Source organism: Microvirga splendida (genome assembly GCF_016427565.1).
GTDB classification, from domain to species: Bacteria; Pseudomonadota; Alphaproteobacteria; order Rhizobiales; family Beijerinckiaceae; genus Microvirga; species Microvirga splendida.
The window spans coordinates 1-16,154 of the sequence record NZ_JAELXT010000040.1 but is presented as its reverse complement, the minus strand read 5'-3'; the positions used below and the strand labels follow the sequence as shown (position 1 = coordinate 16,154).

The window sequence follows — 16,154 nt, the reverse complement described above, 5'->3', positions numbered from 1 at the left end:
CACGGGTGGATCTCAGCAGCAGCCCGCAGGTTCCGCAACCTTCTCCGGCGCCTTGGCGGGGTCGCATCCGCAGCCGGACTTGCCCTCGGCCTTGGCCTCGGCATCCGCGACGCAGCAGGCGTCGGCCTTCGCCGGGGCGGGACCGCCGCAGCATCCCGAAGACGCAGGTACACCGTCGACGGGAAGGTTGGTCGAGCACACGCCCGTCTCCGGCAGGACCAGGTGGATGTCGGCCGCTTCCACGAGGTCTCCGGCAATGGCCGCCACGACCGAGCGGACCTGCTCGTAGCCCGTGAGCATCAGGAAGGTCGGGGCACGGCCGTAGCTCTTGATGCCGACCGTATAGAAGCCCGGCTCCGGATGGGCGAGCTCGCCGTGGCCATGCGGCGGCACCGATCCGCACGAGTGCAGGTTCGGGTCGATCAGCGGCCCGAGCGCCTTCGAGCTTTCCAGCCACGGGTCGAGGTCGAGCCGCAGCTCGCGGGTGAGGTTCAGGTCAGGGCGCTGTCCGGTGGAGACCACGATCCGGTCAACGGGGCCGACCTCGCGGATGCCCTGCGCCGTCTCGCCCTCGACCATGACCTGCCCGTCGACGGCATTGACGCGGGTGACGGAGAAGCCAGCCACGAGGGTGACCTGTCCACTGTCGACGAGCGCCTTGAGGGCCGAGCCGAGCTCACCCCGGGCCGGGAGCTGGTCGGCGGTGCCCCCGCCATAGACCCGCATCAGGTTCTCGCCGCGGGTTGCCCACACGATGGAGGTCCGGGGATCGCGCTCCGCCAGCCGGGCGAGGTCGAGGAGGACGTTCGCGGCCGAATGGCCGGCGCCGACCACGAGGGTCGTTTTGCCCTCGTAGGCAGCGCGGTCGCGTCCGAGCACGTCCGGGATGCCGTAGGCGATGTTCCCTGCGTTCTCCGCCTCGCCCTCGGCGAGGATTCCGCCCGAACCCAAAGGATTCGGAGTCGTCCACGTCCCGGAGGCATCGATCACCGCCCGCGCCAGGTCACGCCGGATCGTGCCGTTCCCGTTCGACACGGCGAGGACGAACGGCTTGGTCTCGCGGCCCTTGCTGAGCACCTTGTCGGCGCCCTGCCGGGTGATCGCCGTCACCTTGGCACCCGTCTCAATCACCGCCGCCATCTCGGGCGTCTCGGCGAGCGGCTTGAGGTAGGCCTCGCACAGGTCCAATCCCGTCGGCATGGCCTTCCCCGGAGGCTCCCGCCACCCATGGGACTGGAGCAGCGCGCGGGCCGCCGTGTCGGTGTTGTACTCCCACGGCGAGAACAGGCGGACGTGGCCCCAATCCTTGACGCTGGTGGCAACGGTGGCTCCGGCCTCGTAGACCCTCACGGGCAGGCCGCGCCGGATCAGGTGAGCAGCGGCGGCCAGGCCGACGGGGCCTGCGCCGATGACGGCAATGGGGAGAGTTTCGAGCGAGGTCATGGGGGACTCCTTGGTCAGCAGCAGGAGGCGGGGCTGGGAGCGAAACCGGTGCGCACGCGCTCGACGAGGACGCGTGCGTGGCAGCAAAGGATCTTGAGCATCCGCGAGGGATCGCGGTGGAGGGGCTGGGCCAGGACGGCGAGGACGTCCGCCCGCTCGCGGCCGATGTCGCGCAGGAGATGGTCGTCCAGCTCGCTTAGAGCAGAGACCTGCCGTCGGTTCCGGGCGGCGCGGGCGAGATGGAGGACGAAGGGAAGGAAGCCGGGCATCTGTCTCTCCTTTTGATATTTCCGGTAATATGGAAATAGTGGGCAAAATAGAATCAGGCGGCGTTCTCCGCCTGGGTCAAACATCCGGCGTCGGCACAGCACTCATCGGCCAGGAAGCCGATCAGGCCGTTCATCGCCGGATAGCTGGCCCGGCAGATCAGCGTCGTGGCCTGCCGTTCCTGTGTCACCAGTCCCGTCAGCAGGAGCCGCTGGAGGTGATGCGAGAGCGTCGACGGCGGGATGCCGAGACGCTCCTGGATCTGACCGACGGGCAGGCCCGCCTCTCCGGCCCGCACCAGCGTGCGGTAGACCTGGAGTCGGCTGACGTGCCCGAGCGCTTCGAGCTGCTTGGCTGCTTGTTCGATGTTCATGGAAATACCATGAACCTGCACGGGCCGGCCGTCAAGCGATACTTCTAGGATCATCGAAGTTGCGTCCGGGGCCAAGGATCGTGATGCGCCGTGAAACCCGATCCCGATCCACCGACTGTCCGCCGGAGCATGCCCGCCGCCTTCGTGGGAGGCACCGTCATCGGGACGCTTGGGGGTCTGATCGGACTTGGGGGCGCCGAGTTCCGCCTGCCGCTGCTCATCGGGATGTTCCGCTTCGCAGCCCTGGAAGCGGTGATCCTGAACAAGGCCACGAGCCTAGTCGTGGTTGCATCCGCGCTGCCGTTCCGGGCGGCAACGGTACCCTTCGGGCTGATCGCTGCCCATTGGCTGATCGTGCTCAATCTACTGCCCGGAAGCCTCCTGGGAGCCTGGATCGGTGCCGGATGGGCCATACGCCTCAAGTCCGAAACTCTCTACCGGGTGATCGCGGTCCTCCTGGTCGCCATCGCGGGGGGACTGGTGTTCGGCCATGATGCGACCGCTGGCCAACCGCTCCTGACCGGATCGGTACAACTCGTCGTAGGCATCGTCGCCGGGTTCGTGATCGGCATTGTCGCCTCCTTGCTTGGCGTGGCCGGGGGCGAGCTCCTGATCCCAACCCTGGTGCTGCTGTTCGGGGCCGACATCAAGCTGGCCGGGAGCCTGTCCCTGGCCGTCAGCCTGCCGACCATGCTCGTGGGCTTCACCCGCTACAGCCGGGACCGGAGCTTTTCCGTTCTCGGCCGCAACCGTGGCTTCCTGCTGGTCATGGCGGCGGGGTCCATCGTCGGCACGTTCCTCGGCGGTCTGCTGCTGGGCGTCATCCCAGATGCGGTCCTGCTGCCGCTGCTCGCGGCAATCCTGCTGGTCTCGGCCGTCAAGGTCTGGCGTCACGGGTTGAACCCCGGTTCGGGTTCGCCTACTCGGCCGCCTTAACCTCGTGGTTCATGGCTTCCGCGGCGAGACGCCTGGCTTCCTTCTCGGCCGCCTCCTAGCGTTCGCTGTAGCGGTCGGTGAGGTAGTCCGAGCGGTCACGGGTCAGGAGCGTGAACTTCACCAGTTCCTCCATCACGTCGACCACCCGGTCGTAGTAGGAGGACGGCTTCATCCTTCCGGCCTCGTCGAACTCCTGGAACGCCTTGGCAACCGAGGATTGGTTCGGGATCGTCACCATCCGCATCCAGCGCCCGAGCACCCGCATCTGGTTGACCGCGTTGAAAGACTGCGAGCCGCCCGATACCTGCATCACGGCTAGCGTCCTGCCCTGTGTCGGCCGCACGGCACCCGTCGACAGCGGAATCCAGTCGATCTGGGCCTTCATCACCGCGCTCATGGCGCCGTGCCGCTCCGGGCTGCACCAGACGTGGCCCTCGGACCAGAGCGACAGCTCCCGCAGCTCCTTCACCTTGGGATGATCGCTGGCGGTGGCGTCCGGGAGCGGCAACCCATGCGGGTCGAAGACGCAGGTCTCGGCGCCGAAGTGCCGGAGCAGGCGCTCGGCCTCGAGGGTCAGGAAGCGGCTGTAGGAGCGCTCCCGCAGCGAGCCGTAGAGCAGGAGGAGCGGGGAGGGTGCGTCGACATATGCTTCGGCTCCAGCTTGCCGAGGTCCGGCACGTCGAGGGCCGTGAAGTCGATGTTGGGAAGGTCACTCACCGGCCGCGACCTTCCGCTCCGGGAGCTTGTTCCGCTGCTCGTACCAGACCTGGCTCCGGTTCACGATCTTCACGAGCGAAAGCATCACGGGCACTTCGACCAGTACGCCGACGACGGTCACCAGGGCCGCGCCCGACTCGAAGCCGAACAGGCTGATGGCGATCGTCACCGCGAGCTCGAAGAAGTTGCTCGCTCCGATCAGGGCCGAAGGTCCGGCAACGCAGTGGGCCTCTCCGCTGACCCGGTTGAGCCAGTAGGCAAAGCCGAAGGTCAGGTAGGCCTGCAACATGATCGGCACGGCCAGGACCGCGATGATGAGCGGCTGCGTCAGGATCTGCCCGCCCTGGAAGGCAAAGAGCAATACGAGGGTCGCGAGCAGCGCAGCAAGCGACAGGGGCTGGATGCGCGCGAGCAGCGCCTGGAGCGCGGGCTCGCCGCCCGAGGCGAGCAGGCGGCGGCGCACCGCGTAGGCAGCGACCACCGGCACGACGATATAGAGCCCCACCGACGTCATCCCCTGGAGTCCGCTGGCCCGCGGCCGTCTCACCCGTGACTGGGATGAGAGCAGCGCCCGCTCAGAGACGAACGAGTTCGGCAAGACGCTGTATGCCAAGACAGCGGAGGCGGACCGCAAGGTTGTGGAACGTGTGGCCGAAGTCGCAAGCCGACGCGGAGTTCCTCGAGCGCAGGTTGCATTGGCTTTGTTGCTGCACAAGCCGGTGGTAACCGCACCCATCATTGGCGCCTCAAAGCCGCAGCACCTAGAGGATGCAGTGACCGCCCTATCCCTCAAGCTGACGCCTGAGGGGGTTGCGGATCTGGAAGAGCCGTATGTGCCGCACGCCGTGGTCGGATTTGCCTGAGTGGGATCTTCGGAAGACCGCAAAGCTGATGTCTCTCGTGATTGGCCCTCAGCTATTCAGTATGGACAGTTTGATGTCGGCTCATGGCAGATCTTGTTGAAAAACTCGCGGGTGCTACTTCGTCGATCTAATTCTAGCGTCAGTGTGCCAGAGCAGACACAACAGCCTGTATGCTGACTGCGCGGGAAAGGGCACTTGCAGACGTTTTCAACGGTATCGGCACACTGCAGAAGAATACCGAATGTCTCCTATGGGATGACGAACCAGACGTTCCCGAAGGACAAGGGAACTTGTTGCCTGACCTAGAAAGTACAGCAGTGCATCATCGGCGAGGAAAGGAGGTCTGTTAATCCGGAGCATGCCGATGTTCATGCCTTCGTCACCTCCTCATGCCGCCTGGGCATTCTCATGGACTGTATAGCGACTCACAGACGCTGCTGGTGCCGACGGATGAGGGCGCCAGTCATAACAGAGACGAACCAACGCAGTCCTGACTTCATCCAGGCGAGGGGGCGGGCCGTCAGCCATACCCTCAGCAGCGGCGAGGTCGACGAGATACTCGACCCAGGCCCAGCGTCAGAGGACTTCGCGCTTGCAGCCGAGTGACAGCAAGGGATGGCACACAACATCATGCGGATCTGCGAACACGGCTGCCGGATGGACCAGCGCCTTCTTCAGATCACGCATGCTCGACAGCTGGCAGCGCATGTAGGCTGCCTGTAACGAGATGAGCCAGATGATGGCTCCGACCTCTTGCACAATCGATGAGGGGCTGTCGCTCATGTTGTGACCTACGAGGTCCGGCTGTCGCGACGTTCCTCGCAAGGGTCTGTTCTGAATGCAATGGGACAGGCCCTGCCGCTGAACACGAGACCCTGAGCAGCGACGATCAGTCGACCTCTCGCAAGCTCAGGCTGAAGCAGTGATATATCCAGACGGCGCGGTTAATCACCCTAGCCGAATAGCGGAAGCCCCCGTAAGGACTGGACGCCGTGCTCATAGCCAGCGCCCCTCCCACAACTCCTGACGCTAACCAATACGACAGTACACTAGCCCCGCATTGTGATCGCGGGGACCACGGCGTCGTTTGTCAGGGAGCAAGGAAAGATTTTCAAGGTTGTCGCGAGAGCCGCTGGTAGCAGGCGAGTTGCGGCAGTGGTTGGGACTGCGCCGGACTGCTCACTCACCGGTCGGTAACGTCTCCCTTTAGTGAGAAGGGCTCTGGTTCGAGTCCCAGATCGCTCACGGAACAATATCAAGAACTTAGATGCTGATCCGGTTTGGTCCTTTCTTCCCAGGAAACTGGATCCAGAAGGATAACGGAATCGAGCCCTTGAGTAGGAGATCTTCTCCCCATATCGCCTCAACTTCCTTGATCTGAATTCAATTTTTCCCAGTTCCTGCGAACGCGTCAAGGTGGGCGCACTGAGAGGGCCTGGTCCCGAGTGTCGCGTCGGTGGGAGAAGGTTTTCATCCAGGTTGCTTCACCTGCACGCGCTCCTAGCCTAGAGTCTAAAAGCCTGCAGCGACGGAACGGCGCCGATCTATCCGGGACCAATTACCAAAATCTTGGGCCGCATTTCGTAAAATACGCCCAGCATACAGAATATGCTCCCGCATGATGTAATCGGCGCGCTCCGCATCACGCTCGCGAATGGCGGCGAGGATGCGGTGGTGATCATCATGAGAGCGCTTGATCGTCTCAAAGTCATCCCAAATGAAAACGCGATTAGAGGCGAGGGGAACGTTTTGACACTGCCGCACGAAGTCCACCACCCATCGGTTGCCGGACTGTTCCAGGATTGTTTCGTGGAATTCCACGTTCATCATGCGGTAGGCGGGAAGGTCATCGGGGTCCAGCATACCCTTTGAAAGAATCTTATCGCCGTCTGCGAGAACGGCGCTCAGTCGGTCCAACACCCCGCCTTGCAAACCGTTTCGGGCACAAAGGCTTGCTGCCAACGCCTCCAATCTGCCTCGCGCTTCGAAGGCTTGGATAACATCGGTGAGTCTGAATTCCCGAACTGCGTAGCCGCGGTTTGGTTCGTAGTCGAGCAACCCGTCCCTTGCGAGAAGTGCAAGAGCCTCCCGCAGAGGGGTTCGGGAGACGGCAAGTTCCTCAGACAAAGGGATCTGCTGAAGCCGGCGCCCCGGGGGGATTTCCCCTGACAGGATGCGCTCGCGCAAAAGATCAGCGACCTCGGCAGCACTTGTCATCTTTGACATGCAACATCATTTCCTACGTTATGGATCCAGAATTTTATCCAAAGCTTGTCTCAAAATCCACATTCACGTTGACATGCGCAACTAGTCGTGAAAATTTTATCCAAACGCGGCTTTCCACTCGTTGTGAACCGACGGCGCTGCTGGGAAAGTCAAATTTTGGATAAAACGCGGCTCTAAGACTGCGCACATGGGAAGAAACGTCATGACAGAGACGAGGCGGATTGCTCTCGTAACCGGCGGCGCGCGCGGAATCGGCGCCAGTATCAGCGAAGCTCTGGCCGCGGATGGCCTCATCGTAGCCGTTGCCGACATCGACAGCGACGCTGCTCGACAAACCGCTTCAGCCCTGCCCCGTGACGGCCACGACGGTTTTTATGCGGACGTCACCGACGAGGCTTCGGTTGTCTCGCTCTTCGACGCGGTGTCCGCGAAGCTCGGACGCCCTTCGGTCCTCGTCACGTGCGCAGGCATCCTCCTATTCAAAGAGGACGGGTCGCGGCCACTCGTTGTGGAAACCGACTTCGACCACTGGAACCGCACCATGGCCGTTAATGCAGCCGGCTGCTTTCTCTGCACCCGCGAATACGCCCGTCGAGCGCCAGATCGCGACGAACTCGGTCGCATTGTGACGATCTCCTCCGTCGCCGCCCAGTTGGGCGGGTATCGCTCGAGCGCCAGCTATATCGCCAGCAAAGCGGCCGTTCTCGGCCTGACGAAAGCGCTCGCACGCGAACTGGCCGACCGTGGCATCACGGCAAATTCCGTGGCTCCTGGTCTCATCGATGCGCCGATGTTGCGTCTGTCCCTGGACCCTTCCAATGATGCCGCCGCCTCCGCCACCATCCCACTCGGTCGGCTTGGCCGGCCGGACGATGTGGCTTCGGCTGTGAGCTTCCTCGTCTCACCGCAGGCGGGCTACGTGACCGGGACGACGATCGACGTCAACGGCGGCTATCGCATGCAGTAACGGCTATCAAGAGGAGGGCATCACGATGGCTGAACCGAACCCAACATTGCCCGGAGTCACCCGCCTGCTCCAGGCGCTGACCACAATCGCCGGAGTCGCTCTCGTTCTGATGATGCTGCACATCTGTGCAGACGTCTTCATGAAGTACGTCTTCAATTCGCCCGTTCAGGGAACTCTCGAGATCGTTTCCGGCTACTACATGGTAATTGCCGTGTATCTGCCGCTGCCTCTCGTCGAGTGGCTACGGCAGGCGATCGTCGTTGACGTCGTTTTCATTCGAATGCCGCGCGCGATGAAAATCGCTTGTGTGCTCATCGTACTTGCATCGCTGGTTGCCGTTTACGGCGCCTTCGCCTGGCAGACATGGCTCGACGCCATGCGTGCCTATGGGCGGAACGAAATCGCCATGGGGCCTGCCCAGACCGTGATCTGGCCGGCCCGGTTCGTACTGCCGATCGGCTTCGGCCTCGCAAGTGTGATCGGGCTCTGGCACTTCATGGGCGTGCTCATCGGGTTCGAACGCGAGTCGTGGCTCGGCGCCCTTGACATCGAACATACTGGAGAGTGATGCCATGGGACTCGAACGTGTCGAGGTAGGTTTCCTCTGCATTGCGATAACGCTCGTCCTGATCGCTATCCGCATGCCGATCGGCATCGCGTTGGCGGGTGTGTCCTTCGTTGGTATCGGATTCCTCACCAACATGAGGGCGGCGTGGGGCATCGTCAGTGCGATACCCTACAATTTCGTCGCCACCTGGGAATTCAGCGCCGTCCCGATGTTCCTGATGATGGGGTACATTGCGGCAAGGAGCGGCGTAACCAAGGGCCTGTTCCAAAGTATGCAAATCCTCTTAGCACGGGTGCCTGGCAGCCTCGCGTCCGCCTCGGTCGCAGCCAGCGCAATGTTCGCTGCGGCTTCGGGTTCCTCGGTCGCCACGTCCGCCGCTCTGTCGCGCATCGCGGTTCCGGAGATGCTGCGCGCAGGGTACGAGAAGGGCCTGGCCACCGGAACCGTGGCCGCTGCGGGCACTCTCGGCTCGCTGATACCACCGTCCATTCTCATGGTGATCTATGGCGTCTTCACCGGCACGTCGATCGGTGCCCTGTTCATGGCAGGGTTCATCCCCGGAGTCCTAACCGCCGTCGCCTTTATCACGATGATTACAATCCGGGTTCTGCTGAATCCGAAGCTCGCGCCGCGCGGCCAAGTCGAGTTCTCTGCTGAAGAAAGGCAGACGGCACTGCGCACGGTTTGGCCGCTTCCGACGCTCATCATCGGCGTCCTCGGCGGAATCTTCGCGGGTGTCTTCACGCCAACCGAGGCTGGTGCCGTTGGCGCACTGTTCGCCATTGTCATTGCCGCGTTCTACCGCTCTTTGTCGTTGAAGATGCTTTGGGGAGCGGTGATCGACGCGGCCATCGCTACCTCTGTGATGTTCATCATTGCGGTCGGAGCCGCCATGTTCGTCCGCTTGATGGGGCTTAGTCAGGTTCCAGCCTTCGTAGCCGACATGGTGCTGAACATGAGCGACAACAAATATGTCGTGCTTATGATGATCTCCGTCATCTTCATCTTTCTCGGCATGTTCATCGACTCCATCGGCATCATGCTGCTCACGCTCCCGATCCTAATGCCGTTGCTGCAGCGGCTCGAGATCGACATGATCTGGTTCGGGATTATCACGATTAAGCTGCTTGAAATCGGGCTCATCACGCCGCCCGTTGGACTAAACGTATATGTCATCAAGACTTCACTCGGAGGCATGGTCGACCTGCCGTCGATCTTCCGGGGCGCATCCTGGTTCATTCTCACCGACATTATTGTTCTGCTCATTCTCATCGCGTTCCCAACAATTTCTCTCCTGCTGCCAAGCCTGATGTTGCGATGAGATCAAACTGGAGAGATGGACACAATCCTAAGGAGGAAGACAATGCCTACGAAGTTCAGTCGGAATGCAACGCGAGGGGTTGCACTTGCCGCCGGTGTCGGATTATTCAGCTCGGCCGCGCTCGCCGAGAACTACAGCTTCTCGACCTGGCTTGAGCCCAATCACCCCATCACGCTGGCGGCTCACGTGCCGTGGGCTAAGGCGGTAAGCGAGCGCACAGGCGGCGCCGTCAACTTCGAAATTTACATGGCGGGCGCGCTACTTCCGGCGAAAGGAACGATGCAGGGAGTTGCGGATGGCGTCGCTCAGGGAGGGTTCCACACAGCAACGTACACTCCTTCCGAGCTGCCGCTCTGGAACGCCATCGGCGACCTGTCCTTCAAGCATCCCGACCCTATGGTTGCCGCTTTCGCGGCGACCGAGTTCGGCCTGATGAATCCGGCGGGCAACAGCGATTGGGCGAAGAATGACGTCATCTATTTGGGATCCTATTCGACACCTGTCTATCATTTCATCTGCCGGGAGGAAGTGAAGACCCTCGCAGATCTGCGTGGGAAGCGCGTGCGTATGCCCGGCGGCGCATGGGCCCGCTTTGGCGAGACTATTGGTACAGTGTCCGTCAACGTCCCGTCCTCGGAAATTTATACCGCGTTCGAGCGCGGAACCGTCGATTGCACCGCGTCCGACGTGACGCACCTGACTGCCGGCGCAACGCTAATGGGCGTCACGAAATCCATTAACACGCTGACGATGGGCCCGTTCTTCGCCGGCGCGACCTGGATCTTCAACAAGGACTTCTGGTCTGAACTCAAGCCCGACCAGCGCAAGATCATCTTCGAGGAATCAGCGCGTGCGCTCGCTCGCCTGCAGATCTCTTATGACGAACTAGTGCAGAAGAATCTCGACGCCGCGAAAGCCGCCGGAAAGGCGATCATTCCGCCTCCGGCTGACCTGCAGCAATCCTACGATAAGTTTGTCGCAGACGGGATCGGCGGCATGGCCGACATCGGGAAGCGGGCGGGCATTCAGACGTTCGATAAGTCGGTTCAGGAGCTGTCGTCCCTGATGCAGAAGTGGGAGGGCTTGCTCGCTAAGGCCAACCGCAAGAGCGAGGACGAACTCACCCAGCTGCTGCGCCGCGAGATCTACGACAAGTTGGACGCCAGCAAGTACGGCCTCAACTGAGGCGCTTCCGGCCGGAGGCTCCGCCTCCGGCCACCGAACGGCGGAAGTGACTAAATCCTGATGAAAACAATGCTGACCTTTGAACAGAAGACCATTGTGGTGACGGGCTCATCGTCCGGCATCGGGCTCGCCATCGCACAGGCTTTCCTCGACGCCGGAGGATCAGTGCTCGGGGTCGACCGGAGCCGTGCTCCGCATTCCCTTCACTCGTCCTCATTCGCCGAACTTGCCCTCGATCTGACGGAACCCGCCGCCGGAGACAAGATCATCGCCGCGGCGATGGAGCGGTTCGGAACCTGCGACGTCCTCGTGAATAACGCGGGCATCGGGAATGCGGCGCCTATTCTCGACACCGACGACGATGCCTACGAACGGTATGTCGCAGTCAACCAAACCGCCGTCTTCCGCCTGTGCCGCGCAGCGGTCCGTGCGATGCGGGGGAGCGGCGGCGCCATCGTCAACATTGCCTCGGTCTTCGGCATGGTTGGCGCGGCAAGGAGCGCACCATATTCGGCGACGAAAGCCGCCGTCATCGGGCTGACGCGCCAACTTGCAACGGAATATGGGCGCGACGGCATCCGGGTGAACGCGATCGCGCCCGGACTGATTGAGACACCGCTCACAGAGAGGCGTCTTGCTGAGAACCCCTGGTTTCGCCGCATGATGATCGAAGGCTGCCCGCTCGGGAGACCAGGTTCCTCCGCCGACGTAGCATCCGCAGCACTCTTCCTGGCGAGTCCGATGGCTGGCTTCTTGACGGGCGTCGTCCTGCCGGTCGACGGCGGTTGGAGCATGGCGAAGTTCCTGCCCGATCCAGATCATGCGTGAGGTCTGCAATGCTGATTCCAGACAATTCCGTATTTCTCGTGACCGGCGCCGGCCGCGGAATCGGCGCCTCCGTCGCGCGGCGACTAGCAGGGGAGGGGGCCGCCGTTGCGGTCTGCGACCTCGATCAGGAGGCGGCGCAGTCAATGGCCGACCAGATTGTGGCCGAAGGTGGCAGGAGCATCGCAACCGGTCTCGACACCCGGGACGCCGGTGCGCTCGATGCCTTCGTCGGCCGTGTCGAGCGGGAGCTCGGACCCGTCACGGGGGCGGTGCCGGCAGCCGGGATTACCCGTTCCGCCCCCGCGGCCGAAATGACTGATTCGGCCTGGGATGCCGTTATCGGTGTCAATCTCACGGGTGTCTTCAACACATGCCGCGCCGTCGGTCAGGCGATGATCGCGGGCGGCCGCGGCGGAGCAATCGTCAACCTCGCGTCCATCACCGCTAAGGGAGGGCAGCCGGGACGGGTGAACTATGCCGCCTCGAAATGGGGTGTCGTCGGCTTGACCAAGTCCCTAGCGGTCGAGTGGGGCCGGTTCGGCATCCGGGTCAACGCGGTGGCCCCCAACGGAGTGAACACGCCGATGCTCCTCGGCGGCGTGCCGGAGGATTTCCGTGAAGGCGTCATGCTGGACCGGACTCCAATGGGGCGGTTCGCCGAACCCGACGAGATCACCGACAGCATTCTTTATCTCCTGTCGCGGCAGGCAAGCTACGTCACGGGCACCGTCCTAGAGGTCGATGGAGGCCTGACCGCCGGATACCTGACGCACCAGCGCGGGGCTCATTTCGCGATACATCAAAAAGGGAAGACGGACACTTGACCCAGAGCAGTGAACACCCGGTTGCAATCGTCACGGGATCGGGTGGCGGCATTGGCCGTGCGATCGCCGTACGCCTCGCCGACGACGGCTACCATGTTGTAGTCGCCGACCTCGCCAAGGAGCGTGCGGAGGCAACTGTCGACCAGATTGCCGAGGCGGGCGGTCGGGCCGAGGCTGCGGTGCTCGACTTGCGGGACGAGGTCGCGCTTTCCGATCTTGTCCTTCGGCTGCCGCGGATTGATGCCGTCGTGAACAACGCCGGCATCTTCGACGAGCGGGCGCTCCTGGACCTCGCAGCCGAGGACTTCCGCAGGCATTATGAGGTCAACCTGATCGCCGTCTTTGCTCTGTGCAAGGCGGCGATCCCACGGATGCAGAAGGGCGGAAAGATCGTCAACATCGCCTCGCGCGCCTTTCTGGGCGCACGCAATCACGCCCACTATGTTGCCGCCAAGGCCGCCGTGGTCGGCTTGACGCGGGCGATGGCCATGGAACTGGCGCCTAGCGGCATCCTCGTCAACGCCATTGCCCCGGGCTTGATCGAGACCCCCCTGTTGCAGGCCCTTTCGCCTGAGCGTCTGGCGCAGCAACTCGCCCTTCAGCCGACCGGAGCCGCCGGCAGGCCGGAGGACGTCGCCAATGCAGTCGCGTTTCTTGCCGCTCACCGGACCGATTTCATTACCGGGCAGGTGCTGTTCGTCGACGGAGGCAAGACGCTCGGAGGTGGCCTTGGCATCTGAGATGCCGTTCCTCCCATGATTGAGATCGGAAGACAAAACATGGCGGACCTGGAGTTCGTTGAAACGTTCGATGTGGTTGTCGTTGGCTCGGGTGCAGGCGGCATGGCCGCCGCCTTGACCGCCCGCGACGCTGGGCTGACGGTTCTGGTGGTCGAGAAAACTGAATTCTTCGGCGGCTCGACAGCCGTGTCTGGTGGGGCCGTGTGGATCCCGGACAATCCACACATGGCGGAAGTCGGGCACAGCGACAGCCGGGACGCCGTGATAACTTATCTCTCGCAGACTGTTGGCAACCGGATGCGGCGCGAGATTGTCGATGCCTATCTAGACAATGGCCCGAGGATGGTCCGCTTCCTCGAGGAGCGGACCGCCGTCCGCTTCACGGCACGCGCCTATTCACCCGACTACAAACCGGAACTGGGGGGCGCATCTTTCGGAGGACGGACGCTCGATCCGGTCGAGTTCGATGGGCGCCGGTTGGGACCACTGTTTAAGCATCTGCGCCCTCCGATCCGGAACTTCCTCGTTTTCGGCGGGATGATGGTGGGGCGCAGCGACATCAACGCTTTGCTGGGGTTGACCAAGAGTGTGGCGAATGTCCGGCATGGAGCTGCGATCCTCTCGCGCTATGCACGAGATAAGGTGGGCCCCTGGGGGCGCGGCACGCGGCTCTTGCTGGGCAACGCGCTCGCGGGAATGCTGCTGAAATCGGCTGACGATGCCGGCGTGGTTCTGCGGCGGAACGTCCCGGTTCAGCGCCTGATCATGCGTGGCGGGCACGTGATCGGTGTCGCCGTCGGCACCCCATCCGGAGAGCGTGCCATCGAGGCGCGCCTCGGAGTCGTTCTGGCAACCGGCGGTTTTCCCCACAGCGCTGCCCGGCGCCTGGTCGAGTTGCCTACCCCGGATGTCCATCGTTCCGTGGTTCCGAAGGGGAATACCGGCGACGGACTTGATCTCGCCCTTTCGGCCGGCGCCGCTCTGGAGGACGACAATGCCGGCCCTGCGCTGTGGGCGCCGGTCTCGGTGTGGAGGCGGGCGGACGGATCGGAGAGTCTCTTCCCCCACCTCGTGACTGACCGACAGAAGCCGGGACTCATCGCCGTGAATTCGACAGGCCGACGCTTCACGAACGAGGCCAGTTCCTACCACGACTTCGTGGCGGGGATGCTAAAGGCCGAAGGGGAAAGTCCTTCTGTGCCAGCCTACCTGATCTGCGACCGCACTTTCCTCAAGCGGTACGGGCTGGGCCTGGTGCGGCCTGGAATCGCTGGAGCGCCATTGGTCCGGCGCCTCGTGCGGGACGGCTACCTGTTCGAGGCGCAAGCTATCCCGGACCTCGCGTCCAAGATAGGGGTGCCAGCCGCAGCCCTGGAGCAAACAGTGGCATCGATGAACCGCGCTGCCCGTACGGGCGAGGATCCGGACTTCGGCCGTGGAGCGTCCGCTTACGACCGCTATCTCGGCGATCCCGAACACAGCCCGAACCCTTGCCTCGGCGCTATCGAGCGTCCGCCCTTCTACGCGGTTGCCGTGTGGCCCGGAGACATCGGCACAGCCAAGGGACTGCGTGCCGACGCTTCTGCCCGAGTCCTGGACACCGAAGGCCGCCCGATCCCCGGCCTTTATGTCGCCGGAAACGACATGAACTCGGTTATGGCCGGTACCTATCCCGCTGCCGGGATCACGCTCGGTCCTGCTCTGACCTTCGGTTACATTGCCGGGCAGGCGATCGCGACCTCCCGGACCTGATATTGTTCAACTGGAGACGATCATGAAGCTCTACTACTCGCCCGCCTCTCCCTTCGTCCGCAAGGTGCTCGTTGTGGCTCACGAGAAAAGATGCGCGGACCGCATTGAGATCCTGTCCAGCAAGGCGGACCCGATCAGAACCGACATGAGCATCGCCGCCGACAATCCGCTGGGACAGGTCCCAACCTTCTACACCGACACCGGACAGGTGCTCTTCGACAGCCGTGTGATCTGCGAGTATCTCGACGCCGTCACTGGCGGCGGCTTGCTCCCGACCGACGACACACGCTGGAGCGTCGCGGTGCGGCACTCGGTGGCGGACGGCATCCTCGATGCCGCGCTCTTAGCACGCTACGAGCGCGTTGCCCGACCGCCGGAGTATCGCTGGGACGCCTGGGACGATAGCTTGATGCGCAAGATCGAGCGGTCACTAGATCTCCTGGAGCGCGATATCGGTGATCTGGACGGTGTGGTAGATCTAGGGACCGTTGCGGTCGGTTGCGCACTCGGGTACCTGGATTTCCGCTTCCCCGATTATTCTTGGCGGAACAGCCATCCTGCACTTACAGCTTGGTATCAGAAGTTCAGCGAGCGCCCATCGATGAAGTTGACCACTCCTCACACATAGGGAGAGGGGCCGATTTACACTCGCTCTGCCGCGATTATTGGCGGTATTGAATGAGAGCTATTCTACCTGAGCGTCTCACATGTCGGCGAGGGCCGGTGTTTATGGTGTCTACCCCAAGCGGAGTTCGTTCCAATGAGGGTGAAGTCCTTCGTCGACTTCCTCCATAAGGCTGTACCGACGGCATTACAGGGAGGCAGCACAGTAATATCTCCCCTCAGCCCTTCCTCAGCGGATCTTGAGAACTTCCTCAAGTCGGCACAAGGAGGCAAGGAGGGGAGATGCATCGGAGCCAAGGGTGCCCAGAATACGCTTCTCGAATGCGACTGCCCGCGGAATAATATCTATGTACACCCTCCGCCCCAGCGATGTCAGGGCTAGGATCTCCTCACGGCGGTCCTCCTCGCTCGGGCGGCGCCGGAGCCAGCGCCGCTCCTCCAGGGCCCGCACTGCCCGGCTCACCTTCGTCTTGTGCATGGCCGAGTGGCGGCCGATGGCCTTGGCGCTCATCGCCTCGAA

16 protein-coding genes and 3 pseudogenes are annotated in these 16,154 nt (G+C 62.8%); 11 read left to right on the top strand and 8 right to left on the bottom strand.

Annotation, left to right across the window (positions count from 1 at the left end; all coding sequences use genetic code 11):
- Positions 1–12: 12 nt before the first annotated feature.
- From JAO75_RS22315 to JAO75_RS22305, 3 genes are read right to left on the bottom strand one after another with little or no spacing between them, the layout of a single operon-like run.
- Complete coding sequence (locus tag JAO75_RS22315) at positions 13–1,443, bottom strand: FAD-dependent oxidoreductase (RefSeq protein ID WP_199051413.1); 1,431 nt, start codon at positions 1,441–1,443, stop codon at positions 13–15.
- A 14-nt stretch (positions 1,444–1,457) separates the two neighbouring features.
- Positions 1,458–1,712: a DUF1127 domain-containing protein gene (locus JAO75_RS22310; protein WP_199051412.1), complete on the bottom strand. Its 255-nt coding sequence runs from the start codon at positions 1,710–1,712 to the stop codon at positions 1,458–1,460.
- 53 nt (positions 1,713–1,765) lie between these two features.
- Complete coding sequence (locus JAO75_RS22305; RefSeq protein ID WP_199051411.1) at positions 1,766–2,083, bottom strand: ArsR/SmtB family transcription factor; 318 nt, start codon at positions 2,081–2,083, stop codon at positions 1,766–1,768.
- Positions 2,084–2,173: 90 nt separating this feature from the next.
- Here JAO75_RS22305 and JAO75_RS22300 point away from each other — a divergent pair, with 90 nt between their 5' ends.
- Complete coding sequence (locus JAO75_RS22300) at positions 2,174–3,019, top strand: sulfite exporter TauE/SafE family protein (RefSeq protein WP_343234674.1); 846 nt, start codon at positions 2,174–2,176, stop codon at positions 3,017–3,019.
- Between the two features lie 55 nt (positions 3,020–3,074).
- On the opposite strand, the pseudogene arsH reads toward JAO75_RS22300, so the two are convergent.
- Both arsH and JAO75_RS22290 read right to left on the bottom strand, forming a co-directional pair.
- A pseudogene (gene arsH / locus JAO75_RS22295) lies at positions 3,075–3,664 on the bottom strand (arsenical resistance protein ArsH).
- Positions 3,665–3,728: 64 nt separating this feature from the next.
- Positions 3,729–4,244 (bottom strand): annotated as a pseudogene (locus JAO75_RS22290) (arsenic resistance protein); the annotation flags it as partial.
- Position 4,245: 1 nt separating this feature from the next.
- Here JAO75_RS22290 and JAO75_RS22285 point away from each other — a divergent pair.
- Positions 4,246–4,599 (top strand): annotated as a pseudogene (locus JAO75_RS22285) (aldo/keto reductase); the annotation flags it as partial.
- Positions 4,600–5,175: 576 nt separating this feature from the next.
- On the opposite strand, the gene JAO75_RS22280 reads toward JAO75_RS22285, so the two are convergent.
- Both JAO75_RS22280 and JAO75_RS22275 read right to left on the bottom strand, forming a co-directional pair.
- On the bottom strand, positions 5,176–5,382 hold the full coding sequence (locus JAO75_RS22280) for a hypothetical protein (RefSeq protein WP_199051409.1): 207 nt from the start codon (positions 5,380–5,382) through the stop codon (positions 5,176–5,178).
- Positions 5,383–6,111: 729 nt separating this feature from the next.
- On the bottom strand, positions 6,112–6,825 hold the full coding sequence (locus tag JAO75_RS22275) for a GntR family transcriptional regulator (protein WP_199051408.1): 714 nt from the start codon (positions 6,823–6,825) through the stop codon (positions 6,112–6,114).
- A gap of 202 nt (positions 6,826–7,027) precedes the next feature.
- Here JAO75_RS22275 and JAO75_RS22270 point away from each other — a divergent pair, with 202 nt between their 5' ends.
- From JAO75_RS22270 to JAO75_RS22230, 9 genes are all read left to right on the top strand, one after another.
- The gene (locus JAO75_RS22270) at positions 7,028–7,792 is read left to right on the top strand and encodes an SDR family NAD(P)-dependent oxidoreductase (RefSeq protein WP_199051407.1); all 765 of its coding nucleotides are present in this window, start codon (positions 7,028–7,030) and stop codon (positions 7,790–7,792) included.
- A gap of 25 nt (positions 7,793–7,817) precedes the next feature.
- Positions 7,818–8,360: a TRAP transporter small permease subunit gene (locus JAO75_RS22265; RefSeq protein ID WP_199051406.1), complete on the top strand. Its 543-nt coding sequence runs from the start codon at positions 7,818–7,820 to the stop codon at positions 8,358–8,360.
- A gap of 4 nt (positions 8,361–8,364) precedes the next feature.
- The gene (locus JAO75_RS22260) at positions 8,365–9,681 is read left to right on the top strand and encodes a TRAP transporter large permease (RefSeq protein ID WP_199051405.1); all 1,317 of its coding nucleotides are present in this window, start codon (positions 8,365–8,367) and stop codon (positions 9,679–9,681) included.
- Positions 9,682–9,723: 42 nt separating this feature from the next.
- Positions 9,724–10,866 (top strand): C4-dicarboxylate TRAP transporter substrate-binding protein, encoded by a 1,143-nt coding sequence (locus JAO75_RS22255; RefSeq protein WP_199051404.1) that lies wholly within the window; start codon positions 9,724–9,726, stop codon positions 10,864–10,866.
- 69 nt (positions 10,867–10,935) lie between these two features.
- Positions 10,936–11,694, top strand: coding sequence for an SDR family NAD(P)-dependent oxidoreductase (locus JAO75_RS22250; RefSeq protein ID WP_246742660.1), 759 nt, complete (start codon positions 10,936–10,938; stop codon positions 11,692–11,694).
- 8 nt (positions 11,695–11,702) lie between these two features.
- Positions 11,703–12,518: an SDR family NAD(P)-dependent oxidoreductase gene (locus JAO75_RS22245; RefSeq protein ID WP_199051402.1), complete on the top strand. Its 816-nt coding sequence runs from the start codon at positions 11,703–11,705 to the stop codon at positions 12,516–12,518.
- The gene (locus tag JAO75_RS22240) at positions 12,515–13,258 is read left to right on the top strand and encodes an SDR family NAD(P)-dependent oxidoreductase (RefSeq protein ID WP_199051401.1); all 744 of its coding nucleotides are present in this window, start codon (positions 12,515–12,517) and stop codon (positions 13,256–13,258) included. The genes JAO75_RS22245 and JAO75_RS22240 overlap by 4 nt, the downstream gene beginning before the upstream one ends.
- 39 nt (positions 13,259–13,297) lie before the next feature.
- Positions 13,298–15,010 (top strand): FAD-dependent oxidoreductase, encoded by a 1,713-nt coding sequence (locus tag JAO75_RS22235; protein WP_199051400.1) that lies wholly within the window; start codon positions 13,298–13,300, stop codon positions 15,008–15,010.
- 22 nt (positions 15,011–15,032) lie between these two features.
- Complete coding sequence (locus JAO75_RS22230) at positions 15,033–15,638, top strand: glutathione S-transferase (RefSeq protein WP_199051399.1); 606 nt, start codon at positions 15,033–15,035, stop codon at positions 15,636–15,638.
- Between the two features lie 225 nt (positions 15,639–15,863).
- Here the strand turns inward: JAO75_RS22230 and JAO75_RS22225 are convergent.
- Positions 15,864–16,154 (bottom strand): MarR family winged helix-turn-helix transcriptional regulator (locus JAO75_RS22225; protein ID WP_199051398.1); only part of this gene is annotated, 291 nt, incomplete at its 5' end.

Excerpts from the sequence above, each read along its gene's own strand:
- JAO75_RS22315 (WP_199051413.1), bottom strand. The coding sequence starts at position 1,443 with ATGACCTCGCTCGAAACTCTCCCCATTGCCGTCATCGGCGCAGGCCCC.
- JAO75_RS22310 (WP_199051412.1), bottom strand. The coding sequence starts at position 1,712 with ATGCCCGGCTTCCTTCCCTTCGTCCTCCATCTCGCCCGCGCCGCCCGG.
- JAO75_RS22305 (WP_199051411.1), bottom strand. The coding sequence starts at position 2,083 with ATGAACATCGAACAAGCAGCCAAGCAGCTCGAAGCGCTCGGGCACGTC.
- JAO75_RS22280 (WP_199051409.1), bottom strand. The coding sequence starts at position 5,382 with ATGAGCGACAGCCCCTCATCGATTGTGCAAGAGGTCGGAGCCATCATC.
- JAO75_RS22275 (WP_199051408.1), bottom strand. The coding sequence starts at position 6,825 with ATGTCAAAGATGACAAGTGCTGCCGAGGTCGCTGATCTTTTGCGCGAG.
- JAO75_RS22270 (WP_199051407.1), top strand. The coding sequence starts at position 7,028 with ATGACAGAGACGAGGCGGATTGCTCTCGTAACCGGCGGCGCGCGCGGA.
- JAO75_RS22265 (WP_199051406.1), top strand. The coding sequence starts at position 7,818 with ATGGCTGAACCGAACCCAACATTGCCCGGAGTCACCCGCCTGCTCCAG.
- JAO75_RS22260 (WP_199051405.1), top strand. The coding sequence starts at position 8,365 with ATGGGACTCGAACGTGTCGAGGTAGGTTTCCTCTGCATTGCGATAACG.
- JAO75_RS22255 (WP_199051404.1), top strand. The coding sequence starts at position 9,724 with ATGCCTACGAAGTTCAGTCGGAATGCAACGCGAGGGGTTGCACTTGCC.
- JAO75_RS22250 (WP_246742660.1), top strand. The coding sequence starts at position 10,936 with ATGCTGACCTTTGAACAGAAGACCATTGTGGTGACGGGCTCATCGTCC.
- JAO75_RS22245 (WP_199051402.1), top strand. The coding sequence starts at position 11,703 with ATGCTGATTCCAGACAATTCCGTATTTCTCGTGACCGGCGCCGGCCGC.
- JAO75_RS22235 (WP_199051400.1), top strand. The coding sequence starts at position 13,298 with ATGGCGGACCTGGAGTTCGTTGAAACGTTCGATGTGGTTGTCGTTGGC.
- JAO75_RS22230 (WP_199051399.1), top strand. The coding sequence starts at position 15,033 with ATGAAGCTCTACTACTCGCCCGCCTCTCCCTTCGTCCGCAAGGTGCTC.